This window comes from Acinetobacter sp. YH01010 (genome assembly GCF_013420775.1).
In the GTDB taxonomy this organism is placed as follows: Bacteria; Pseudomonadota; Gammaproteobacteria; order Pseudomonadales; family Moraxellaceae; genus Acinetobacter; species Acinetobacter amyesii.
On record NZ_VOYF01000012.1, the window covers coordinates 24,020 to 48,322 of the forward strand.

General features: G+C 37.9%; 20 protein-coding genes. 19 read left to right on the forward strand and 1 reads right to left on the reverse strand.

Features of this window, described 5'->3' with window-relative positions; translation table 11 throughout:
* The first annotated feature begins 9 nt into the window (after positions 1 to 9).
* The 13 genes from tssB to FTT77_RS11595 all read left to right on the forward strand — a co-directional run bounded on the left by tssB (position 10) and on the right by FTT77_RS11595 (position 17,691).
* A complete protein-coding gene (gene tssB, locus FTT77_RS11535; protein WP_078193364.1) occupies positions 10 to 513 on the forward strand; it encodes a type VI secretion system contractile sheath small subunit in 504 nt (167 codons plus the stop codon).
* Complete coding sequence (tssC, locus tag FTT77_RS11540) at positions 506 to 1,990, forward strand: type VI secretion system contractile sheath large subunit (protein ID WP_078193363.1); 1,485 nt, start codon at positions 506 to 508, stop codon at positions 1,988 to 1,990. The genes tssB and tssC overlap by 8 nt, the downstream gene beginning before the upstream one ends.
* A 48-nt stretch (positions 1,991 to 2,038) precedes the next feature.
* On the forward strand, positions 2,039 to 2,542 hold the full coding sequence (locus FTT77_RS11545) for a type VI secretion system tube protein Hcp (protein WP_078190771.1): 504 nt from the start codon (positions 2,039 to 2,041) through the stop codon (positions 2,540 to 2,542).
* Between the two features lie 70 nt (positions 2,543 to 2,612).
* Positions 2,613 to 3,089 carry a type VI secretion system baseplate subunit TssE gene (tssE, locus tag FTT77_RS11550; protein WP_078190770.1) on the forward strand — a complete coding sequence of 159 codons (477 nt, stop codon included), beginning with the start codon at positions 2,613 to 2,615 and terminating at the stop codon, positions 3,087 to 3,089.
* Between the two features lie 15 nt (positions 3,090 to 3,104).
* A complete protein-coding gene (gene tssF / locus FTT77_RS11555) occupies positions 3,105 to 4,913 on the forward strand; it encodes a type VI secretion system baseplate subunit TssF (RefSeq protein ID WP_180027196.1) in 1,809 nt (602 codons plus the stop codon).
* Positions 4,877 to 5,869, forward strand: a complete 993-nt coding sequence (gene tssG, locus FTT77_RS11560) for a type VI secretion system baseplate subunit TssG (RefSeq protein WP_180012030.1) — start codon at positions 4,877 to 4,879, stop codon at positions 5,867 to 5,869. The genes tssF and tssG overlap by 37 nt, the downstream gene beginning before the upstream one ends.
* 2 nt (positions 5,870 to 5,871) lie before the next feature.
* Positions 5,872 to 7,317 carry a hypothetical protein gene (locus tag FTT77_RS11565; protein ID WP_180109326.1) on the forward strand — a complete coding sequence of 482 codons (1,446 nt, stop codon included), beginning with the start codon at positions 5,872 to 5,874 and terminating at the stop codon, positions 7,315 to 7,317.
* A gap of 28 nt (positions 7,318 to 7,345) precedes the next feature.
* The gene (tssM, locus tag FTT77_RS11570) at positions 7,346 to 11,176 is read left to right on the forward strand and encodes a type VI secretion system membrane subunit TssM (protein ID WP_180109327.1); all 3,831 of its coding nucleotides are present in this window, start codon (positions 7,346 to 7,348) and stop codon (positions 11,174 to 11,176) included.
* Positions 11,177 to 11,234: 58 nt separating this feature from the next.
* Positions 11,235 to 12,194, forward strand: coding sequence for a type VI secretion system-associated protein TagF (gene tagF / locus FTT77_RS11575; protein WP_078190765.1), 960 nt, complete (start codon positions 11,235 to 11,237; stop codon positions 12,192 to 12,194).
* A gap of 20 nt (positions 12,195 to 12,214) precedes the next feature.
* Positions 12,215 to 12,961 carry an OmpA family protein gene (locus FTT77_RS11580; RefSeq protein WP_257224716.1) on the forward strand — a complete coding sequence of 249 codons (747 nt, stop codon included), beginning with the start codon at positions 12,215 to 12,217 and terminating at the stop codon, positions 12,959 to 12,961.
* Positions 12,962 to 13,359: 398 nt separating this feature from the next.
* On the forward strand, positions 13,360 to 14,988 hold the full coding sequence (locus FTT77_RS11585) for a long-chain-fatty-acid--CoA ligase (protein ID WP_180109329.1): 1,629 nt from the start codon (positions 13,360 to 13,362) through the stop codon (positions 14,986 to 14,988).
* Positions 14,989 to 15,229: 241 nt separating this feature from the next.
* Positions 15,230 to 16,117 (forward strand): DMT family transporter, encoded by an 888-nt coding sequence (locus FTT77_RS11590; RefSeq protein WP_180008123.1) that lies wholly within the window; start codon positions 15,230 to 15,232, stop codon positions 16,115 to 16,117.
* Between the two features lie 275 nt (positions 16,118 to 16,392).
* The gene (locus FTT77_RS11595) at positions 16,393 to 17,691 is read left to right on the forward strand and encodes an MgtC/SapB family protein (RefSeq protein ID WP_180008124.1); all 1,299 of its coding nucleotides are present in this window, start codon (positions 16,393 to 16,395) and stop codon (positions 17,689 to 17,691) included.
* A gap of 23 nt (positions 17,692 to 17,714) precedes the next feature.
* Here FTT77_RS11595 and yddG read toward each other — a convergent pair whose 3' ends face one another.
* On the reverse strand, positions 17,715 to 18,638 hold the full coding sequence (gene yddG / locus FTT77_RS11600) for an aromatic amino acid DMT transporter YddG (protein ID WP_180008125.1): 924 nt from the start codon (positions 18,636 to 18,638) through the stop codon (positions 17,715 to 17,717).
* Positions 18,639 to 18,903: 265 nt separating this feature from the next.
* Here yddG and FTT77_RS11605 point away from each other — a divergent pair, with 265 nt between their 5' ends.
* From FTT77_RS11605 to FTT77_RS11630, 6 genes are all read left to right on the forward strand, one after another.
* On the forward strand, positions 18,904 to 19,299 hold the full coding sequence (locus FTT77_RS11605) for a hypothetical protein (protein ID WP_180008126.1): 396 nt from the start codon (positions 18,904 to 18,906) through the stop codon (positions 19,297 to 19,299).
* Positions 19,300 to 20,257: 958 nt separating this feature from the next.
* Positions 20,258 to 20,824, forward strand: coding sequence for a hypothetical protein (locus FTT77_RS11610; protein WP_180022852.1), 567 nt, complete (start codon positions 20,258 to 20,260; stop codon positions 20,822 to 20,824).
* Between the two features lie 97 nt (positions 20,825 to 20,921).
* Positions 20,922 to 21,884 carry an allantoinase PuuE gene (puuE, locus tag FTT77_RS11615; RefSeq protein ID WP_180050816.1) on the forward strand — a complete coding sequence of 321 codons (963 nt, stop codon included), beginning with the start codon at positions 20,922 to 20,924 and terminating at the stop codon, positions 21,882 to 21,884.
* Between the two features lie 143 nt (positions 21,885 to 22,027).
* On the forward strand, positions 22,028 to 22,531 hold the full coding sequence (gene uraD, locus FTT77_RS11620) for a 2-oxo-4-hydroxy-4-carboxy-5-ureidoimidazoline decarboxylase (protein WP_180109330.1): 504 nt from the start codon (positions 22,028 to 22,030) through the stop codon (positions 22,529 to 22,531).
* A complete protein-coding gene (gene uraH, locus FTT77_RS11625; RefSeq protein ID WP_180008130.1) occupies positions 22,528 to 22,848 on the forward strand; it encodes a hydroxyisourate hydrolase in 321 nt (106 codons plus the stop codon). Before uraD ends, uraH begins: the two co-directional genes overlap by 4 nt.
* A 30-nt stretch (positions 22,849 to 22,878) precedes the next feature.
* Positions 22,879 to 24,258 (forward strand): nucleobase:cation symporter-2 family protein, encoded by a 1,380-nt coding sequence (locus FTT77_RS11630; RefSeq protein WP_180109331.1) that lies wholly within the window; start codon positions 22,879 to 22,881, stop codon positions 24,256 to 24,258.
* Positions 24,259 to 24,303: the final 45 nt, after the last annotated feature.

Below are 24,303 nucleotides of genomic sequence, written 5' to 3' on the forward strand. Positions count from 1 at the left end.
AAAGCACTCATGGCAAAACGTGAAAGTGTACAGAAAAAACTTCAACGAATTCGTCCTCCTCGTGTTCAATTGACTTACGATGTTGAAGTTGGCGACGGTAAAGAAATTAAAGAGTTACCATTCGTTGTTGGGGTGTTAGGTGATTTCTCTGCGGCATCTGAAGTAGAGAAAACTAAATTAAAAGACAAGAAATTCATTAATGTTGATTTAGATAATATTGATGAGGTAATGGAGTCTTTAGCGCCACGTGCTAATTTTCAAGTTGAGAATACCTTGACTGAAGACGGTGGAAAAATGTCGGTAGATCTTACATTTAAGAGCATGGCCGATTTCACTCCAGAGCAAGTTGTACAACAGGTTGATCCATTACAAAAGTTAGTTGCCGCGCGTGAGCGTCTGTCTGACTTGCGTAATAAAATTTCAAATAATGAACGCTTAGAAGATTTACTGGATGAAGTGTTACATAACACTGATCAAATTCGTAAGTTGAGTGTGGAGGCAGAAAATGAGTAATTTTAATACTGCAACTGCTGCAAACCTTGAAGCAACCGAACAATATTCACTTTTAGATTCAATTGTTGAACAAAGTCGTATCGCGCGTACAGATCAAGAACATGATCGTGCAAAAAGTCTGATCGGTGAACTTGCCAAAGAAGTCATGGCAGGTACCATCACCGTTTCGGACAATATGACTTTATCAATTGATAAGCGTATTGCTGAAATTGATGCGTTGATTTCATCTCAGTTAAGTAAAATCATGCACCATGCTGAATTTCAAAAAATTGAATCGACATGGCGTGGTTTGTATTATTTCTGCCAAGAAACACCTTCAAACTCTTTAACAAAAATTCGTATGTTAAATACGACGAAAAAAGAATTGATTAAAGATTTCCAAGGTGCGACCGATTTTGACCAAAGCACATTGTTCAAAAAAATCTATGAAGAAGAATATGGATCATTCGGTGGTGCACCTTATGCAACACTGATTGGTGATTTTGAGTTTGACCGTACACCTTCTGATATGTATTTGCTTGAGCAAATTTCACATGTCGCGGCGGCTGCACACGCACCGTTTATTTCGGCTGCAAGCCCAAATATGTTGGGACTAGAGTCTTTTACTGATATTGATCGTCCGCGTGATGTATCTAAAATCTTTGAAACAGCAGAATATGTACAATGGCGTTCATTCCGTGAAAGTGACGATGCACGTTATGTTGCGTTGACAATGCCACGTGTATTGGGTCGTTTGCCATATGATCCAAAAGAAGGCATTGCCACTGAAGGATTTAACTTCGTTGAAGAAGTTTCAGGTGAAAATCATAATGAATATTTATGGATGAACGCGGCTTATGCCTTTGGTACGCGTTTAACCAATGCTTTTGATATGCATGGTTGGTGTGCTGCGATTCGTGGTGTAGAAGGTGGTGGTTTAGTTGAAGGCTTGCCTGTCCATACGTTCAAAACCAATGATGGCGAAGTGGTCTTTAAATGTCCAACTGAAATTGCCATTACTGACCGTCGTGAAAAAGAACTGAGTGACCTTGGTTTTATTCCGTTGGTACACTGCAAAAATACGGATTATGCAGCATTTTTCGGTGCGCAATCGACGCAAAAACCTAAAAAATATGATAGCGATACAGCAAATGCCAACTCTGCATTGTCTAGCCAGATCCAATACATCATGGCAGTTTCACGTATTGCACATTATTTAAAAGCAATGATGCGTGACAAAGTGGGTAGTTTTGCATCAGCGGGTAATGTTGAGACCTTCTTAAATGAATGGTTATCGCAATATGTATTGCTCGATGATGGTGCATCTCAAGAAGCTAAAGCTCAGTATCCATTGCGTGAAGCTTCTGTAAAAGTTGTAGAAAATCCAGCTTTGCCTGGTCACTACAAATCTGTGGTTTTCTTAAGACCACATTTCCAGTTGGATGAGTTGTCTGTTTCATTACGACTTGTGACCGAGTTACCTCAGTCCTCAAATTAATTTTGGGTCAACACTATAATAACTTTAAATAAATAGGTATTCAGAACAATGAAAGATATATACATTCAATTTCGTGGTAAGTACAAAGTAGACGGCGAATCTCGTGATGCAGAGCACAAGAGTTGGTTAGAAGTAAACTCTTGGACGCATAACATCCGTCAACCTAAATCTGCGACTTCTTCAAGTGTGGGTGGTCACACTGCAGAACGTGTAGAACATTCTGATATGGTTTTTGTTAAAGATTTAGACGCGACAAGCCCTAAACTTTGGGAAGCATGTTCAGCAGGTTATACATTTGATGAAGTTCAAATTGATTTCTACCGTGCGAATGGCGATAAACGTATTAAATATCTTCAAATCAAACTGAAACATGTGTTGGTTTCTAGTGTGACTCCAACTGTAAATGATGAAGGTGTTCCGCACGAATCATTTGGTTTGAAATATGCTGCAGTAGAGTGGACATATAACCAACAAGATATTAACGGTACTGCGAAAGGTGCTGTTACTAAGAAGTGGTCATTATCTAACAACACTGCTTCATACGCAGCGTAATAGATGGATTCAGATAGAGGCTAACTTGGGTAGCCTCTATTTTCATTTTTTTAAATATTTATAAGAAGATATGAATCTCGATCAGCTTTATCCTTACGGTTTTAGAACGACATTATTTGACCGCTTATTACCAGCAGATGCTCAGCAGACTCAAGGTCTGTCTTTGCAAGAACTTCGTGAATCTGTTGCTTCCGATTTAGAGGATCTTCTCAATAGTCGGGTGGCAAAGTTAGATGAACTGATTGATGACTTTCCATTAGCAAAAAAGTCTATTTTGCAATTTGGCATTATCGATTTTGTGGGCTTATCGACAGCAAATCCATCGGATCGCGACAAAATTTGCCAGTCAATTGAGCAATCGATTGCTGCACATGAACCGCGTTTAAAACAGATTCGAGTCGAAATGCTCATGGATGGCCATAATATGGGGGCACTATGTTTAAGTATTCAGGCATATTTAAATATTCATCCTTTATACGAACCAGTTATTTTTGATGCCTTATTAAAACCAACAACACAACAATATGTTATTTCTCCAAGAGCTTAATGAAGTGGGTTATCTGTGATTGAAGAGCTGTTACCGTATTACGAAAAACAACTACAGGAATTTGGACAACAATCCCGTGAGTTTGCCAGTAAATACCCCAAAATCGCCCAGCGTTTGTCTTTAAACCAAGAACAAATAGATGACCCGCATATTGAGCGTTTAATTCAAGCCTTTTCTTTAATTTCTGCACGGATTGATAAAAAACTTGCAGATAGTTATGACGTTTTTACTCGATCAATTTTTGAGGTGATGTTTCCTCAATATTTAAAACCATTTCCTGCATGTTCTGTGGTGAGCTTCGAAGATATAAATAAAATTAAGCAATTAACAGATCGACACGTTATTCCAAAGGCGACCAGTCTAAAAGCCAAAAGTACGCGTGGTGTTCAATGTGAATATCAGACGGTACAAGAAGTCACTTTATTACCGATTCAATTAAAACAGCTCAATTTCAAAACTCATCCATCGGCACATATGCATTTAAATCAAAATGCCACATTGAGCTTAGGATTTGAAATTTTTTCGAATAAGCACGCTTTACTCAAAAATGAAACTTTGCCGATATTTTTAGACGCTATTTCTAATTTTCCTTTACAGGTTTTAGATAGTATTTTTAAATCGACTACGAGTTTTTCGATTCGTGTGGGGCAGCACATTTTTGATATTGCCAATCCATTTGAAATTATGGGCTTTGATGAAATTCAAAGTGTTCTACCTATCGATCAACATACGCATCATGCATATCGTTTATTGATGGAATATTTTTGTGTTCCTGAAAAATTCAATTTTTTAAATCTAAATTTAGATTTCATTAAGTTTTTAAGTTTAGAACATAGTGAATTTGATGTTCAAATGCACTTTAAACTCAATTTAAATGATCAAGCAGCGATTCGAAATTATTCAGAATTAAATGCGGCAAATTTTAAATTGTTTGCTACACCAATTGTTAATCTTTTCAATAAACAAGCAGAGCCGCAAAAGATTAATCATAAGCGAATGGAATATCCATTGGTGACAGACGCACATCATCCTGAATATTTTCAAGCCTATAGCATTTTAAAAATGAACATGGTGCGTGAAAAAAGTAACCAAGATGAAGTGTATTATCCTGTACTGCCTTTTTTTGCAATGAGTCATTATCATCAAGATAAAATTCAGTTTTTTTATAGTTTAAATCCGCAGCAGATGAAGAATAAACATCAGGAATTAAACTATTCAATCATATCTCGTGCTTTAGATCCGCATAGCACTCAGTCTGATTTTATTAGTACGGAACTACTATGTAGTAATCGTGAGTTACCTTACGAAAGTTATAATAAAGATCAGAATGCATTAACACTGAATGATAGTAATTTGGCACGTCGTGCTCTGATGCTCAAACGTCCGTCGATTCCATATTATTTTGAACAAAATAAACAAGAACAGTGGCGAGTGATTTCACATTTATCTTTGAATAATATGTCTTTAATGAAAGGCGATGCGGTCTCTCATATTAAAGAACTTTTGGAATTGTATAATTTACCTAAATCAAAAGAAAACCAAATTATTATCGACTCCATAAAAAATATTCAGTTTTCTACCACGCAGAAACTTGTGGATAGTAAACCATTTCCATTATTTGTCAGAGGCTTAAAAGTACAGCTCGATATCGATGCGGATATATTTAGAGGGCATAGCCTGTATATATTTAGTCAATTGCTAGCCCATATCTTTAATTTAAAAGTCAATATGAACAGCTTTGTCGATGTCTCGGTTTTTGATGCAAATAGTCAACAGGAGTTATACCAATGCGTGCAGAACGTTGGTGGCAAGAAAGCTCTGTAATTGACGGACTTTTCCAAGAACCGAAAGCCTACGAGTTTGTTCAAGCCACTCGTTTGTTAAGACATGCACCTTATGGAGCAGCTCAAGTTCACTGGGCAAATGACTTTGAGTTTAATAGTTCACTTAATCTGAACTTCCCGAACACTGAAATTGAAAGTTTAGAGTTCAACGATGAGAAAGTTGAACTGACAAATTTAATGGTAGGTTTAACGGGTATTCAAGGTGCATTACCTTATAGTTATACCAATAAGATTAAGCTCAGCGGGCGACATCAGCGACACGAAACTCAAAAGTTTTTAGGGCTGTTTAATCATAAATTAACAGCACATTATGTTGATGCCAGTTTAAATTATCATTTACCTATTCGTTATGAAATCGAGCAGGATAATCACTATCTTGATATTTTACATGCATTAAATGGTTATATCCGTAGCCAGCATGATCAGCCAGATTTAGATGATTATTTTGCTGAGTTTTCAGGTTTAATGCAGGGACAAAACAATACAGCGTATGCATTAAAAACCATGCTGAACTGTATCTTTAAGCAGAATTTTGATATTCGAGAATTTATCCCTGAAACTTTTGTATTTGAAGAAGATCAGAGAACATGTTTAGGTGGATCTCAGCCGAGTTTATTGGGACTAAATACATTTTGTGGTGAAAAGATTCAACAGATTGACGAAAAAATTGAGATCGTGATTGGACCTTTAAACCATGAAGATTATTTAACATTTTTACCGAATCAGTCACACAGCCAAAAATTAAAACAAATGATTCAAACTTGGTGCAGTCCAACATTAATGGTGGATGTGCGTTTAATTTTACAAAAAGAAGAAATAAAACCGGTGTGTTTAAATTCTTTGAGCGGAATTGGTTTAGCTCAGGGAGCATTTTTACAGCCGAATAAACAGGTCGATAATACAGAAACCTGTTATGCCTTAATGGGGAATTCATAATAATGCTGAAATTAATAATTGGAACCTTTAGTACGCTTTTTGTTTTGTGTACTGCTTTCGTGATTTTTTACTGGCGAGATACAGGCTATGACCCGACGGCTTTGGATCTAGTCACCTATTTTCTACTTCTTCCTGTCGCATTATGTGCGATTATTTTGTCGCCTTATTTGATTTATAAGGGCATTCAACATCAAAAAGAAAAAAAGCTTGAAGCTGAAAAACGTGCAGAAGAACAAGCTGAGCAACAACAACTTGAGGCCATTGAACAAGCAAAACCGAAGCCTGTCGATGTACAGCAATTTCGTTTAAATGTTTATTCTTCAGCGGCTTGGCATAGTTTTGGTGAAAACGAACAAATTATCCAAGATATTCAACAATTCAAAAGTCCTGAACTCGATGATAAATTATTCAATGCATACGGTTTGCCTGTTCTTTCATTTCGAATTAAAGATTTAGATGAACTTACTAGTGAAGAAGCAGATGATGAATATAGTGCCATCACCATGCGTGAAAAACGAATCCAGTCACTTATTCAGCAACAACTAGAGCAACACGTAGAAAGTCTATTTTTAATCGCTGAGCATCTGAAGCAATCTGCACTCTTTTATGATAGTGAATTGGCATATCAGTACCGTATGCATCCGGGTTGGGTGGACCCAGATTATACGCAAGATGAACATCCAGAACATTTGGCGAACACTGCACAGCAAGTTTCACGTCTAAACCGTTTAAATGTCCATATTTTGCTTGCTGATAATTTGATTCATCAATGGAGTGATGATTATGCTCAGATTATTCAGCAGTATCTTTCCGACGGGTTTTCGATCATTCCTGAACAAATTCATATCGAGCCACATTTTATCGGCACTCAAGTCGCTTATTCAGAATGGTTAAGCATTTTAGAAATGATTTCAAAACAAAAGTCTGAAGTCAGTTTGATTCTCAATGCTGACTCTGAAATCGATCAAGAATGGATTGATGAAAAGATGTGGCTACAAGAAAAATACATTGCTGCAGAGTTTACATCGAGTTGGTGTTTGGCTGCTTCAGACGTTCAAGTTCGAGGCTTAATTCCAAATAAAGTGCTACAAGTGGTGGCACATGAGCCTGAGTTGAAACGTCATTTAGAGCTTCAAGCACTGAATAATTTAGATCAGTATGATCAAGAACAACCCTTTTTATTGATGTTAGATGATGCAACAGATATAAAAGTGGTGAAAAAATTACAGCATAAATTTAATGAAACCGCGATTGAAACCTATCATTTTTTATATACAAAACAGAATCTTGGAAATACCCAGCAATTGGCAAAAATTTTTGGATTCATGTTGGGTATGCACTTGCCAGAAGAGTTAACTGCCATGATTTATAGCACAGACCAAGAATCGACATTTGCTTTTATTCAAGCATTTTCAGTAGAAGATGAACTTGAACAAGAAACTGTTTAATTAGAATTAAGACGAAATTGAGAACATTGTGAACACACTATTTTATACGATCCTCGGTTATGTTTGGCAGTACGTCACCAATCCTAAAGCGATGGTGGCTTTGTCATTTTTTGTGGCTATTGTTGCCATGCATAATTCGATTCCGCAAAAGACTTTTTACATTGTGGTTGCTGTTTATATTCTCGGATTAATTCTGTGGGGTATTTATGAATTAGTGCAGCATTATCGTCATAAACAGCAAGGCGAAGAGCTTGCTGAGGCGATTGCCAAAGATAATGAAGCTGAATACGGTAAACAAAAGAATAAAGAAGAACTTGCGCTGATCAATCAGCAAATGAAAGACTCGATTCAACTTATCCGTAAATCAAAACTTGGCGATAAAAAGGGTAATGCAGCGCTATATGAATTACCTTGGTACATGGTGATTGGTAACCCAGCAGCGGGTAAAAGTTCGGCGATTTATAATTCTGGCCTTAGATTTCCATTTGAAGAAACCCATCAGAAAATGGTGTCAGCAGGTTTAAGTGGTACTCGTAACTGTGATTGGTTTTTCTCTACAGATGGTGTGTTACTCGATACCGCAGGTCGATATTCAGTTTATGCCGAAGACCATTCTGAATGGTTAGGCTTTTTAAATATTCTAAAGAAAAACCGTTCTAAAGCACCAATTAACGGTTTAATCGTGATTGTTTCTGTGGCGGAGCTTGTTAGTCAAAGTCCTGAAAAATCAATCAAATTAGCCAAAAACTTACGCGCACGTATACAGGATTTGACGGAACGTTTAGAAATTTTTGCGCCAGTGTATATCGTTTTTTCAAAAATGGATTTGATTGCTGGCTTTACAGAATTTTTTGATTGTTATGATAAGGATGAATTTGATCAAGTTTGGGGTGCAACGCTACCTTATGATCCAGACTCATCTGAGCATGCCGTTGAGATGTTCGAAAAGCATTATTCAATTTTATACGATGGTTTGAAGAGCGTCAGTACTACGCACTTAAGTCGTCGTCATTCGCAAAATATTTCTCCAAGTGTAATGACATTTCCACTTGAGTTTAAAAGTTTAAAGCCAGTGTTAAAAACTTTTATTGGTACGTTGTTTCAAGACAACCCTTATCAGTTTAAACCGGTATTCCGTGGGTTCTATTTCACCAGTGCGTTGCAAGAAGGTGTGATTGAAAGTCCAATGACGGAGCAAATCGCTGAAGATTTTCATTTGGTGAAAAGTACGGATAGTGAGTTTGGCATTCCTACGAATTCTGTTTCGCAAGACCATGGTTATTTCTTAAAAGGACTCTTTTCAACCGTCATTTTAAAAGATAAAAATCTAGTTAAACAACATATCAATCCTGCACGTAAACGTCAGCGCTTTATGGCATTTATTGTTGCATTGTTATTGGTTGCTGTGGTGCTTGGGTTGTGGGTTTGGTCGTATCGTAATAACCAACAACTCGTGGCGGAAGTTCAGGCAGACCTTGACAAAGTTGTGCAAATGGAAAGCCGTAGCGGAAGTGAGCTTTCGACTCAATTGGATGCTTTGCTGATATTACAAGGGCATTTACAGCAGCTCGATCATTTTGATGAAGATCGTCCATTGAAATACAGCTTTGGTTTATACCAAGGGAATAAAATCCGTGAAAAACTTAAAGTTGAGTATTTACGTGGTATTCAACAAATTGTATTGGCACCATCTCAGCAAAATATGGCGCAGTACTTACAACGCGTTAAAGCCAATGAAGCGACGTTGAAAGAAAATCACGTCAATGTGCAAATCACTCAAGCTGTGAAATCAAATCAGCCCTATTTAGAACCATCGGATACTAATCCTCAGGATGCATATAATGCACTGAAGGCGTATTTGATGATGAGCAATCATAAATATATGGAATCGAGCCATTTGAGTGACCAAGTTACTCGTTTCTGGCGTTCATGGTTAGATTCAAATCGTGGTCAAATGCCACGTGGGGAAATGATTCAAAAAGCCGAACAAGTTTTATCTTATGCGATGACTTTAGCTGCTGATCCTGCGTTCCCGCAAATGGAATCTGATCCTTTATTGGTTGATCAAACACGTCAATTATTAACAGCTGTTACTATGGGTATTCCCGCACGTGACCGCGTTTATAATGAAATTAAAATGCGTGGTTCGGTACGTTTCCCTGCAGTAACTGTGAAGCAAATTTTAGGTGAAACAGGCCAAAACAGCATGTTAGGTAGTTATGCCTTGCCGGGTATTTTTACTTACCAAGCATGGAATGATTATGTAAAAGATGCGATTAACCAAGCAGCGAATAATCCGACGGATACTCAAGATTGGGTACTCAATACCAATCGTTCTGATGACCTGACATTTAGTGGCAGTCCAGATCAGATCAGTAAACAGTTAACCGAACTTTATAAGCAGGAATATATCGCTGAATGGCGTAAATTCTTAAATGCTGTGCATTATGGCAAAGGCGCAGATGTCGCTCAGCAGTCACGTTTTATCGATATTTTAGGTGAACCTGAAAATTCGCCAATTCGTAAAGTGGTTGACCGTATTGCGAAAGAAACCAGTTGGGATAATCCAATTGTTCAAGCAGAACTGGCTGCACCTCAGAAAGGCTTTATTGCGTGGTTTAAACGTAAAGTCCTTAGCCGTGATGATGCGCAGCAGGCACAGCAAGTGGCTTCTAAAGCCGGTCAAGGTGTTATTGCAAAAGAATTTGATGTGTTCTATCAATTGGTTCGTAAGCGTGATGATCAGCAAAACAAATCTATTTTAGATGAATACATGCTGTCTTTGAGTCAAGTACGTAGTAAGTTCAATGACTTAAAGAGTGGTGGTGATATGGGCCCTGCAAGCATGACATTGGTGAAACAAACCATCAATGATCAAAGCTCTGTCTTTAATAGCACGCAAAAATTTGTGGATGAAAAAATGTCTGTGGGTCTAAATGAATTAGATCAACAGTTGATTCAAAAACTCTTTATGCAGCCGGTGACTCAGTCATTTGAAGTTCTTTTGATCCCAGCTCAAAACGAAATTAATAAGTTGTGGGCAATGCAGGCGTATCAACCATTTACAACTAATCTTGCGCCTAAATATCCATTTAATAGCAATGCTACTTTACAAGCGACCAGTAATGAAATTAGCCAAATTTTTGGTGAAAACGGAAGTATCGCTCGCTTTGTAAAAGAATATTTAGATCCATTGGTGATTCGTCGTGGCTATACCTTAACCACGAAAACATGGAAAGATTTGGGCATTGGTTTAAATCCACAATTTGTAGCGAACTTCCAACGCTATGTTGCGCCAAGTAATGGCGTTGCTACAGGGGAATTGAGTCAAGCAGCACCTGCGGCAACCAATCAATCGAACTTCCAGTTCTTCCCATTAGAAAATACACAGTTGCTTTCATATACCATTGATATTGATGGTCAGCGTATGGTGTATGAAAACGGTGTTCAGCAATGGGTGAACTTCGTATGGCCAAATAAAGGGGCAATTCCGGGCGCACGTATTACCGCGATTGACTTAGATGGTCAAACGCATACCATTTTTGATGAGCCGGGTGAATATGGTATTAACCGATTGGTTGAAGGCGCTCAGCGTACACAAAATGGTAATTCATTTGAAATGGTGTGGCGTAGCAAACAAAATCCAAAAGTGTTTGTAAAAGTGAACTTCCGTTTAATCAGTGGTAACGCATCTGGCCCAACTACAGGTTCAGGCTATTCAGGTATGACTCTTGTTGATCAAGTGGTAACGAATAAAGGTGTTCGTGTCGTCGCAGCGCAAACGATGCCAGCAGGACAAGCGCCTGTAGCGCCAGCGACTTCACCGATGAGTGTTGTACAAGGAACAGCAACACCATGATGATGAATTTAAAAAACGAGAGCGGTGGCATTCGTGCAAAAGAACAAGGAGTGTGACGATGTATGAAGTGAGAACGACACCGCTGTATTATGGAAAATGTCCAGCTCGTGGTGACTTCTTAAAGAGCCGTGAACAATATTCACTGATTCAGTTAATTGATCAGTGGATCACGGAGGCGCTTGAGTTCGCTATGCGTTCAGACAATTTTAATGCAGCGTATAACTCACTGCCTTCATTAGATTTCTTTATTGCCAGTCCAAAAGATAAGCGTTTTTTGGTTGCCAATTTGATAAGCAGTGAAGACAGTTCAAAGCGTCAATTTCCAATGGTGCTGGCTCATTTGCTAGAAATTGATGATCCTTTCGATAATATTTTGTATGCACCATATCGTTATAAACAGACCTTAATTGACTTATATCAGCGTAACCGAGTGATGCGTTCTATTCGCGATCCCGATATTTTGCTCGATAAATTAGGCAAACTGAATAACGAAATCCAAGTGTTCGGAACAGAGGAAACCTCTTCTTTTTATGAGCACCATACGTTGCATTCATTTGCACGTTTATTGAATTTTACGCCTTATCAGTTGGCGCAAAGCATGATTGGTCTCGGTTTGCTGCTACAACCGATTATTCATCAGGGTACGTCTCGGTTGAATAAAGTGTTGATCTTACCGATCAATAATATTAGTTACTGTTATGAAATTGCGGCTTTTTGGGTCAATTTAATTAGTCGCTTTGTCGAAAACCAAGATGCTGAGTTACTCATTGGCATCCTACACAGTGATTCGCCAGTTTTACTGTTTGGTTTTCAAGGCGCTGATATTACAGCGCTGAGTGATGTATTTACCCAAAACATGCAAAGTGATCATTGGGTTTCCCTGATCGATGCCAGTTGGATTGATCCTTATCTTGAACAAAATGCAGGCTTAGCCGTTTTGGAACAGTCTTTGAGTGAGCGTCAGATCAGCCTTATTCATGGCATTAAACTTTTTAGACAGACTTTTATAGAAGAATAATGATGCAAAGAATCTTACCAATGTTGCCCAAATTTCTTGCGAGTGTGTGCATTTTAGGCTGTTCGGCTTTGCTCTGGGCAGAGCCTATTGTGATTGAAGGCGCTGTACCGAATGAAGCAACCAAGCAAGAAATATTAAATAAAGCCTATTTGACTTATGGTCAGGCAAATGTGGTTGATAAAATTCAGGTTCGAGCGGTTACTGCACCCAATGGTTGGGGCAATAGCGTAAGCCAAATGATTAATGATGACTTAAAAAAAGTAAAACAGGGGAAACTCTCTGTACGCGGAACGCAAGTCGATTTAAGTGGCAAGATGTCAAATCAAAATGATATCCAACCAACGACCACCAAGTTTCAGTCTTTGGTCACAGCACCTTTTCGTTTCAATGCACAGCTTTCTGTCAATCAGGCTGAACAGACTATTATTGATGCGGCTTTACGTAATCGTATTATCGAATTTGAATCTGGAAGCGCGATTTTAGCGCCATCTGGGGTACAAATCTTAGATGAAATGGTTGTCGCACTGAATCGCGTCGGTGGGAAAAAAGTACGAATTATTGGTCACACAGACAGCTCGGGGAATCCTGAGAAAAACTTAAGTTTAAGCCAAGATCGTGCTAATGCAGTTAAAAACTACCTGATTTCAAAAAATATTGCAGCGGCGAACTTAAGTACTGAAGGGATGGGCTCAAATAAGCCTGTAGCAGACAATGCTACGCCTGAAGGTCGTAAGAAAAACCGTCGTATTGAGTTTGAAGTACTGTAACTATTGTAACTGCAACGGCTAATGCAATGAATGAACCCAGTGTATCTAGACTGGGTTTTTTTATGCCAATTGACTCAGTCGATTATTTGATAACTGAAAACGACATTTTTAAAGCAGCAATGTTATAACTAAATAAGACTATATTTTGAATAGGTCTAAAGCTTTAATTTTTGCATTTTATACCACTAAAGCATTCATATTTTGAGCAATAAAACAGTGGATTCTAAAATCAATTAAGGTTAAAACATAAGAATCAGTTTTGGATATGCGTTTCATATCTACTGCTTTAACCTTGTCGATGAAGAATAATCACTTTTGACATGGTGCAAAGTTTTAAAAAATCTGCAGGACAGTGCGGAAAAACAACAACTCAATATGGATGAATGTGGGAGCAAAGAATGCTTGGTAATATGATGTTTAAACCGCTTTTGATTAGTAGCATGATTGAACATGCGGGTCGCTATCATGCGGATAGTTTAGTCATTTCAAAAAATACAGACTCGACGATTACGAAAACCACTTGGGGTGAAGTCCATAAAAATTCAAAACGATTTGCCAATGTTCTTGCATCACTCGGTTTAAATTTAGGGGATCGTGTTGCGACCATCGCTTGGAATAACCACCGTCACCTAGAGTCTTGGTACGCTATTTCAGGTAGCGGCTATGTTTGTCACACCATCAATCCTCGACTATTTCCTGAACAATTAGTTTTTATCATCAATGATGCATCTGATCGTGTCATGTTATTTGATAAAACTTTTTTGCCTTTAATCAAAGCAGTAAAACCTTTATTAAAATCTGTTGAGCACTTTATTTGCTTAGATGCACCAGATGCAGCGATTGTCGAAGCTGTGCCAGATGTTAAATTTTATGACGAACTTATCGCGGGGCAATCTGCAGACTATACATGGCCAGAATTAGATGAATTATCGGCTAGTTCTTTATGTTATACCTCGGGTACCACAGGCAATCCTAAAGGTGTGTTGTATAGTCATCGTTCAACAGTCTTACACAGTTATGCGATTTGTATGCCAGATTCATTAAATATCTCAGCGCGAGATATTATGATGCCTGTTGTGCCGATGTTCCATGTCAATGCATGGGGTACGCCATATGCTGCGGCTATGGTGGGTTGCACCTTAGTGCTGCCAGGCCCAGGTTTAGATGGAGCAAGCCTGACGCAAATGATTGATGACTATAAAGTATCCGTTGCATTGGGTGTTCCAACGATTTGGCAGGGTTTAATCAATGCTGCGCAACAAGCAGGTAGTCAGCTCGAAAGTTTAGTGCGTAATGTGGTTGGTGGATCTGCTTGCCCACCTGCGATGTTGAAAGTGTTTAAAGAGCAATTTAACTGTGAAACGATTCATGCTTGGGGCATGACCGAAACCAGTCCATTAGGTTCTTCAAACCAGTTTAAAGCCAAACATTTGTTATTATCTGAAGAAGAACAATTACAAGTGCGTTTGTCACAAGGTCGTCCACCATTTGGGGTCGATTTACGTATTACCGATGAAGAAAGCGGTACATATGAAGTTGCACGTGATGGTGAAACGACAGGTAATTTACAAATCCAAGGGCATTGGATTATTGGCAATTACTTTGGCAAAACAGAGTCCGCATTAACCTCAGATGGTTGGTTTGATACCGGGGATATTGCTACGCTGAATGAAGATGGTTTCTTAAAAATTAGTGACCGTTCAAAAGATTTGATCAAATCGGGCGGCGAATGGATTTCTTCTGTTGAGTTAGAAAATTTAGCTATGGGACATCCTAAAATTGCAATGGCGGCAGTGATTGCAGCGACCCATCCGAAATGGGATGAGCGTCCTGTATTGATTGCGATTAAAAAGCCAGATGTCGATTTATCTGATACAGAAATTTTGGATTACTATGCAGATAAAGTCGCTAAATGGCAGGTGCCAGATAAAGTGATTTTCGTGGATGCTATTCCTTTGAGTGGAACAGGTAAAATGCTGAAAAAAGATCTACGTGAGCAATTTGGTGCTGTACTACTTGAAAGCTAACTTAACGTAAGTCGCTAACTAAATGTTGGTAAAGTGCAAAATGCAAAGGTGATATGCCTTTGCATTTTTTTATAAAAACTTACCTTTCGATACATACCAAGTTCTTAATATCAGGTTTTTAAATAAATTTTTTTCAACGAATCTATAACCAAGTTCAATGAATAATCTAGCCGTGTTGGGTCGCATTCAATTCAATAAAAGCGTAAATTGATGAGGCATCCACCGTTAAACCACCTTTCTTATGTTTCCAGTTTGGATCTTATTCACTTTAATGGCTGCTTTTATGCAGTCATGGCGCAATGCATTTCAAAAGCAACTCAGTACCACTGTTGATGTGTATGGTGTCACCCTTGCACGGTTTATTTTTGGGCTCCCATTTGCCTGTATTTATTTGTTCGTGTTGTACCAGCAACAGCCTGTGACTCAGGTGACCACATTTACACCTATGTTTTGGGTTTATGTGGTGATTGCAGGGCTAAGTCAAATTTTAGCGACGATTTTAATGGTGTTGCTTTTTAAACAAAAGAATTATGCCATCGGCGTCGGTTTAGCGAAAAGTGAAGCGATCTTTGCGGCCATTGTTGGAGTGATTTTCTTAAGTGAACATTTAAGTTTATTTGGTTGGATTGGTGTTTTGGTTGGTAGTGTTGCCGTTTTTCTTTTAAGCAAAGGTTCTCAACGACAAAAATTATCTCTGCCAACTTTATGCATCGGTGTAGGAAGTGGATTAAGTTTTGCAATTACCTCTTTATTGGTTCGTGAAGCCAGTTTAGAGCTAAGTGATTTACCGACTTTGCATCGTGCGGCGTGGGTGTTGTTGAGTGTAATTGGCTTTCAATGTGTGATTATGCTGTTGTACCTCAGTCTATTTAGCCGTAAAACGCTCATTGCCATGTGGGAGAGAGTAGGTCTGACCTTTCGCGTTAGTGTCTGTAGCTTTCTAGCATCCTTGGGCTGGTTTACTGCTATGAGTATGCAAACGGTTGCGATTGTCAAAACCCTAGGTCAAATCGAAATATTATTTAGCCTCTTAATCTCTGCCTATTTCTTTAAGGAAAAACTCGCAAGAACTGATCATTGGGGTTTAGCCCTAGTGGTGATTGCGGCGATTATGGTGATTTGGGCTTAATGTGTGCTTTAAACAGACATGAAGGTAAAAAAGTCCGAATTTAAGTCAGATTTTCGAATATTTTTTTTAATTAAAAGATGAGAAATATTTGATGTCCACTAGGATATTTATCATGGAATTGTTTATGATTTAAAGTATGACTAAACTTTGAACATGATTGAAAATTCTCAAGTTGTTCAATTTATATGTTTTTTTCAAATTTTAGCGTTAAATTTTTATATTATTTTTTATTTATATTGCCAAAATAAACAATGTATTGATGGGAGGGCTTAAATTTGGAAATACTCATACAAACATTATCCTTCCCAGCGTTGTTAACTATTTTAGCTTCGGCTTTAGGCTGTGGATTGCTCATCGGTTTGGAGCGTCAACGTAACAACAATTTGGACAGTGAACAGAGCTTTGCCGGTTTACGCTCATTTACCATTTGTGCGCTGTTTGGAGCATTGTGTTTTTTAATCCATTTAGCTGTTGGTGTAATCGGTGCAATTGTCGTCAGTGTGTTTAGCTATTATGGATTAAGCCAGCAAAAACAAGATATTGGCACAACCACAGAACTAGCTTTTGTTATGACCTATTTAATCGGCGCTGCTTGTGTATTTAATATTCCATTGGCTGCGTGTTTGGCTGTGGTGTTGACCCTCATATTAGTTGGAAAAAAAGGCTTACATCATTTTGCAGCACATTGGATCAAAGACTATGAGTTAAGAGATGGTGTATTTTTACTGGCATTGATCCTAATTGCCTTACCTTTAACGCCGAATCAGGCCTATTGGGGTTCTGTATTAAATCCCTATGTGATTTTAAAATTACTGATATTGATCTTGGTGGTGCAGTCATTAGCGCACATCGCCAAGCGGCTTCTATCTTCTGATAAAGCGATTATCTTATCGGCCTTGGCATCAGGTTTTGTGTCGAGCACAGCAACAATCGCAAGCTTAGGCATGGAAGTGCGAGCAGGAAAAGCCAGTGCCAAAAGTAATGCAGGGGCAGGACTTTTTTCATGTGTTGCGACATTGGTTCAACTTTTGATCATTGTCCTTGGGGTGAGTTTTGCTTGGTTTAAAATATTAGTTATACCAAGTATCGTCGGCATCTTGATATTGGTCCTTACTGCGTTATATCTGATTTATGGCTCATCTCAAGTTCAGCATAATAAAGAGTCAGAACCTGAAATGCTTCGTGTAGAGGCGAATGAAACAGTGCCGTTAGAAAATACTGATAGTCGAATGTTTAGCTTAAAACAGGCGGCAATCATTGCCATCACGCTTACTTTGATCCAAGCACTTGTTTATGGATTAAATCTCGCTTTAGGTGATAAAGGCTTAATTTTAGGGACATTATTAGCATCACTCTTTGAAGTCCATGCAGCTATGGCAACCGTGGTGATGCAAGGTAATATCGACAATTTAACATTGGTTTATGCTGTGGTGATTGGATTATCAGCCCATGCGATTTCAAAATGTGTGAATGCATTTCTCACAGGTGGCTGGAAATATTTTCTATATTTTGCACCAACACAGTTACTTCATATGCTGTGCCTAATCGCGGTTTTGCTATTCAGTTTAAGATAAATGAGCCAAGTGACTGCTTCTTATTATTCATGGCGCAATTGCATTAATCTGGCTTTAATTTGTGGCCAACTGGTTGAAATCCAACATACCAGCGAACCTAATGTCACCAAAATGGCACCATGCCAAAAACTTAAACTCAGTGGTGTCTGTAATATAAACATTGAAATAACCGAAGAAAAAATCGGACTAAAATACGATAAAGTTACCAATATCGTAATATTGCCTTTTATAATACCTACATTCCACGCTGCATAACCCAATGCGGTCACGATGGACACGATTAACATATACTTACCGGTATGTAAGTCTACGGCAGGCATTCGCGGGATACCGTGAAATATCAACATTTTTAGCCATAGCACAATGGTGATCACGACGAAAAAGAATGAAATAGGGTTATGCCCATGACTGTATTTACGTGTAATCACACAATAGAGTGACCATAAACTCGCGCCCATAAAAGCAAGAAAATAGCTAAAGGGATTGGACTGAATGTTGGTAAAGACTGTAGACCAGTTAAAACTTCCGTTACCAGTTTGGATTAAAATAATGCCGCCCAAACTAATGGCTAAACCAATGATTACGAAAAAGTTAAATTTTAATTCTTTAAATAATATTAACGCGGCAATTGTCAGACTCGGCCATAAATAATTGACCAAACTGATTTCAATCGCTTGTTGAGCTGTTTGAGCCAAAGCAATGGCATACGAAAAACACAACTCATAAATCACAAATAAAAGGGTGGCGTATATCAAAAATTGGCGCGGAACCAGTTTAAGGTTTGGAATTTTAAATAAGAGCAATAGAATAATTGCGCTCAAGGTATACATAAAGAGCACAGCAAGATCAGGGCCAATACTGAAACTAATTTTCTTAAGTAAACCAACAATAGAAGACCATTGTAAGATTGCACTGAATCCAATCAGCGTTGCAAGATTTTTGGACATGATTGCTCGAAGATTTCGCAAATGGCGAATGAATTTTTAATTTTTATTATAGTCTTTATTCAGTCGTTTAGTATAAGCGTGAAATTATCAAACTCTATTTAATTAAAAAGATTTAGAGCTCGTCGTACGTCAAGAGCAGCATGGCGATGAACTAGGTTTAGATTCTGGCTTATTAACGCACGATTTAAAACTTGGACAATGTATTCATGCCTATATTCGTGCGAATCCAAATTTTCACTTAGCAGAGGGCGTTAAGTCGGCAATTATGATTGGCAATGGCTCAGGAATGGCGGGTTTGCTTTCACATCTTAAGCAACGTGTCGCAAAAGAGCACTGTCAAAACTGGTTAATTTATGGTGAGCGTCAACAAGCTTTCGATGCAATTTTTGCTGATGAACTGCATGAATTACAAAACCAAGGTAAAATTGCAGAAATCGATCGGGTATTTTCTCGTGATGGATTTGCTGAAAAGTATGTGCAAGATGTCCTAGTTGTAAAAAAAGCTGAATTGATTGATTGGCTAGAGCAAGGGGCTTGTCTCTATATCTGCGGCAGTTTGAATATGGCCAAAGCGGTAGATGCCACTTTGCAAGAGATACTGGGCATTGAACAACTGCATACACTGCGTAAAGCAGGTCATTACCGCCGCAATGTGTATTAAATAATTGATGTCTACTGAAGAAGTAAATAATGATGCAGTTCGTAATGAGATGGATCGATAGTTTAAAAAGGAACAATAATGGATAAATTTGTAATTAGAGTTTATCACGATTGTAAAAGGCTAATTATAGCTATTTTTTTTATTATTGAATTTTTGATTTTTTTAATAAAGTATTACTTTTTTGGGATAGGTTTCTGGAGTTTTATTGGTGCAGTAGTTTTTTTTATTATCTTTGTTGATCTAATTTATAATGGGAGTTATTTGTTGATCGGAAAGATAAAAAAAGAAACTGAAGTTTATGAATATTATATTAGGTTTATCTATATTTTTGTAATTTATTTATTTTCAATATATTGCATTGTTGAGTGAAGAGTAAAATTTAAAAATTATAAGTAAATATTTTTTTTAATATTTTGTAGAGTTTTGCTCGTTTATGGCTCTATTGCATAAAGATTCTTAAGGCAGACCACCATAAGTCACTAAAAATTAAGTAACTTACTTGGATATGAGGTGGGCCTAATCAAAATCTTTTGTTTTCTCCAAAGCATGGATTAATCAATTGCTAGCCAATCTTATTGTTTGAATCTTTTATTTGGAACTGAGTAAAAGTGACTTATGAATATAAATTAATTTTCAGAGTTAGGTGTGTTGATTTTACAAAGAATATTTGATCATGACGCTTTAAATTTATCAATAATTAAGTATAGTTATACCATTAAAAAATTACTAGATTAAACAAACAATGAGAATGCATATTTTTTTAAATTCCTTACTTACGATGTATTGTTCAATTTCAATATTTATGGTCATTTTTATATATTTTTTATCTAATTGGCAAATATGGGAAAAACATTTTACATTCATTAGTTTAATGTCATTCTTAATACTGGCAATTTGTTTTTACTTTAAATATAACGAAAAATTGAATGATGGTAATATTTTATTCAAGCAGTTGCCAATGAAAGTACAACTACCAATAAGAACTTCAACTATATTATTTTTAAACCTAAATTTGGGTTTTATCTTATTTATATTGGCAGTGCTTACGATAGTAATTACAGCTAATATATGGTTTTTTACACTTTGTATTTTTATTATTTGGAATGCAATAATTTGTCATCCTCATATTTGGTTTGTAGATTCAATTGATTTAAAACAAGATATAAAAAATAAAACAAACGAATTTGAAATTCTAAGACAGGATAAAGGTGATTTTGAATATTTTAATGATGGTTTCACATACACTATAACTGGGCCTGAAATAAGCACTAAAACTATATTATGGAAAGATATTCAAAGTATAGATGTCGTACGCCAAGATCTTGGAACCATTGATGAGATTCAGCTCTATATATTGTGTTCAAATACAATCATTTATATTGCCGAAAATACACCGGGTTATTACTATTTCATTGATCAACTGCATCAGAATTTTCCAGAAATAGATGAAATTTGGCAAATTTCAATCATTGCAGATGATTCAGGGCAACCATTCAATATTTTAAAAAAAGGTAATGGTCTCTGATATGAAAAGCTATTTAGCCATCTATGACATTGGCGCATAATTTGCTTGCTTCTACCTAATTTTTTTACTGTTTGATATAACAAATTAGGAAGTTGAAGTGACTACAGGCTACTTACGTGGACAAGACTTAATTGACCAGATCCAACAACAGGATTATTCCAGAGACCTAATTGGATATCATGGCGATGTACCTCAAGTCGTATGGCCTAATCAGGCACGTATCGCAGTGCAGTTCGTGTTGAACTATGAAGAAGGTGGAGAAAACCACATCGAACATGGGGATGCAGGATCAGAACAATTCTTATCCGATATTATTGGAGCGGCCAGTTTTCCTGCCAAACATATGTCGATGGACTCGATGTATGAATATGGCTCCAGAGCCGGTTTTTGGCGGATTCATGAAGAATTTAAAAAACGTGATTTACCCATGACGGTCTTTGGCGTTGGTATGGCTTTAGCACGCAATCCTTATATTGTCGATGCGATCAAACAAACCAATTATGATGTCGTTTCACATGGTCAACGCTGGTTACATTATCAGGATATGCCGATAGAGTTGGAACGTCAGCACATGGATCAGGCAATTAGTGTGCTTGAAGCATTATTTGGAAAGACGCCTATTGGTTGGTACACAGGGCGTGACAGTCCCAACACACGTCAGCTATTGGCTGAATTTCCGCAAATTAAATATGACTGTGATCACTATGGTGATGATTTACCTTTTTGGAGTCGTTTGACAAATGAAAATGGTCAAACCCGTCCACATTTAATTATTCCTTATACACTCGAAAGCAATGATATGAAGTTTTGTTCGCCTGGTGGTTTCAACAGTGGTGAACAATTTTATCAATATCTTAAAGATGCTTTTGATGTGCTATATGCAGAAGGTGAAAGCGCGCCAAAAATGTTATCGATTGGGATGCATTGTCGTATTTTAGGGCGACCAGGCCGTTTTAAAGCACTACAACGATTCTTAGATTATGTGCAATCACATGAAAAAGTCTGGATCTGTCGTCGTGGTGATATCGCGGAACATTGGTATACACATCATGCAGTCTAATAAAAAAATATTCGGATAAAGAGGAGCTTAGCTCCTCTTTTTTTAGGCCTGTACTTAGGTAACTGACATCATAGACCTAGGTTGGCACTGATATTGCAAAACTAAATTTGAACAATCATTCAATAATTTTAGGCGATTTTATAGTGCAACTTGTTGAATTTAATAAAGCATCCGAAGCAGATGTAAAAACTTTTTTAAAGCACTGTGTGCAAATTGAAGGCTGGGCGGAACACATTGTGGCGCAGCGCCCTTATACCTCTGTCACGCAAATCACAGAGCAAGCAGTAAAAGCTGCAAAAGCTTGGACTTGGGATGAAATCAAAAATGCTCTAGATAACCATCCACGAATTGGTGAAAAAAAGGCGCAGGCTGAATTAAGTAGTTTGGAACAACAATTTTCAAATCAAGAACAGTCTGAAATTTCAGCAGATGAAGAAACTCAATTTGCATTGCTGAAAGGCAATATCGCGTATGAGAAAAAGTACGGTTATCTCTTTTTAATCAAAGCTTCAGGCCTCAGTAGTGAAGATGTACTACAGGCGCTGAAATATCGATTATTGAATGATCCTGAAACAGAAAAAAGAATTGTCCATCATCAACTGGCTGAAATTGCCTTATTAAGATTAAAACAGGAGCTTAGCGCATGATTAGCTCACATATTTTAGACACCAATCTAGGCAAACCTGCAGCGAACGTCAGCATTCAATTATTTAATGCTGAAGGTAAGTTGTTGGGTTCAGCCCAAACCAATGCTGATGGCCGCGTTAATGATTTTGCACTCAAGGAATTTACAGCAGGTGCGTATAGCCTTGAATTTGCGACTGCTGAATATTTTCAGACGTTAAATACCGAAACCTTTTTTCCAAAAGCTGTGATTCATTTTTATGTAAAAGATGCCTCGCAGCATTTTCATATTCCTTTACTCATTAGCCCATTTGCATATTCTACGTATCGCGGAAGCTAAGAGCAAAGTTAAAAAATAGGGGATATAAAAATGACAGAACAAGATAAAACAGTTTCACCAGAACATGAATATTTAGGCGCAGGGAAAAGCCTTGCCTATGGACTACAGCATGTATTAACCATGTATGGCGGTATTATCGCTCCGCCATTGATTATTGGTACAGCCGCGGGACTTGAACCTGCGCAAATCGGTTTATTGATTGCCGCGGCGCTTTTTGTCGGTGGCTTGGCGACCATCCTACAAACCGTAGGTGTGAAATATATCGGTGCAAAATTACCCTTAGTTCAAGGGGTTTCATTTGCAGGTGTGGCGACGATGATTGCCATAGTAACCGCAGGCGGTGGGCTTTCTGCTGTTTATGGTGCGGTGATTGTTGCATCTCTAATTGGCTTTTTTCTAGCACCTTATTTTTCAAAAATTATTCGTTTTTTCCCACCGATTGTGACTGGCTGTGTGATCACCGTGATTGGTCTTTCATTGCTGCCTGTCGCGGTACGCTGGATGATGGGTGGGAACAATAAAGCACCAGACTGGGGAAGTGCTGAGAACATCAGTTTGGCATTTTTAACTTTGGGTATCGTGATTGCGCTGAATTTAACACGTAATGCAACCATTCGACGTCTATCTATTTTGTTAGCCATCGTCTTCGGTACGGTGCTGGCTTATGCCTTTGGCTTTTGCGATTTTTCTAAAGTTGCACATGGTAACTGGATTCAATTTCCAAGCTTCTTTGCTTTCGGTATGCCAACTTTTGAGTTAAGTGCCATTATTGCCATGCTGATCGTAACTTTAGTGATTATGACTGAAACGACGGCAGACATTATTGCTGTCGGGGAAATTGTAGGTACCAAAGTGGATGCTGAGCGTATTACCAATGGCTTACGTGCAGATATGTTATCTAGTGCAGCAGCGCCAATCTTCGGCTCATTCATGCAAAGTGCTTTTGCACAAAATGTTGGTTTAGTAGCGATTACTGGCGTGAAAAGTCGCTTTGTTGTCGCAGCGGGTGGAATGATTTTAGTCGTATTAGGCGTTCTGCCAATTATGGGGCGACTGATTGCAGCGATTCCTGTCCCTGTATTAGGTGGTGCTGGTTTAGTTTTGTTTGGAACGGTTGCGGCAAGTGGTATTCGTACCTTGGCGAAAATTGACTATAACGAGCAAAAGAACCTCATCATTGTTGCGACTGCGATTGCAGCAGGGATGATTCCAATTATCGATTATTCTTTCTATGCAAACTTCCCAAAATGGGTGCAAACACTCTTTCATTCAGGCATTAGTTCAACTTGTTTGATGGCGATTATTTTAAATATTGTATTCAATCATCTAAATTTATTTAAAAATAAAGAAGTGACTATGAGCAAAGATCAGGTGAAAAAACCAAGCATGGCAATAGATGTGCAACATTAATCATTGCCAATCTTGAGTCTTGAACCATACGATGATTCATAGAAT

Coding starts and splice junctions, on each gene's coding strand:
- tssB (WP_078193364.1), top strand. CDS start 10: ATGGCAAAACGTGAAAGTGTACAGAAAAAACTTCAACGAATTCGTCCT.
- uraH (WP_180008130.1), top strand. CDS start 22,528: ATGATTAGCTCACATATTTTAGACACCAATCTAGGCAAACCTGCAGCG.
- tssC (WP_078193363.1), top strand. CDS start 506: ATGAGTAATTTTAATACTGCAACTGCTGCAAACCTTGAAGCAACCGAA.
- FTT77_RS11590 (WP_180008123.1), top strand. CDS start 15,230: ATGTTTCCAGTTTGGATCTTATTCACTTTAATGGCTGCTTTTATGCAG.
- tagF (WP_078190765.1), top strand. CDS start 11,235: ATGTATGAAGTGAGAACGACACCGCTGTATTATGGAAAATGTCCAGCT.
- FTT77_RS11610 (WP_180022852.1), top strand. CDS start 20,258: ATGAAAGTACAACTACCAATAAGAACTTCAACTATATTATTTTTAAAC.
- FTT77_RS11585 (WP_180109329.1), top strand. CDS start 13,360: ATGCTTGGTAATATGATGTTTAAACCGCTTTTGATTAGTAGCATGATT.
- FTT77_RS11630 (WP_180109331.1), top strand. CDS start 22,879: ATGACAGAACAAGATAAAACAGTTTCACCAGAACATGAATATTTAGGC.
- tssE (WP_078190770.1), top strand. CDS start 2,613: ATGAATCTCGATCAGCTTTATCCTTACGGTTTTAGAACGACATTATTT.
- FTT77_RS11565 (WP_180109326.1), top strand. CDS start 5,872: ATGCTGAAATTAATAATTGGAACCTTTAGTACGCTTTTTGTTTTGTGT.
- FTT77_RS11580 (WP_257224716.1), top strand. CDS start 12,215: ATGTTGCCCAAATTTCTTGCGAGTGTGTGCATTTTAGGCTGTTCGGCT.
- yddG (WP_180008125.1), bottom strand. CDS start 18,638: ATGTCCAAAAATCTTGCAACGCTGATTGGATTCAGTGCAATCTTACAA.
- FTT77_RS11545 (WP_078190771.1), top strand. CDS start 2,039: ATGAAAGATATATACATTCAATTTCGTGGTAAGTACAAAGTAGACGGC.
- tssG (WP_180012030.1), top strand. CDS start 4,877: ATGCGTGCAGAACGTTGGTGGCAAGAAAGCTCTGTAATTGACGGACTT.
- FTT77_RS11605 (WP_180008126.1), top strand. CDS start 18,904: ATGATTGGCAATGGCTCAGGAATGGCGGGTTTGCTTTCACATCTTAAG.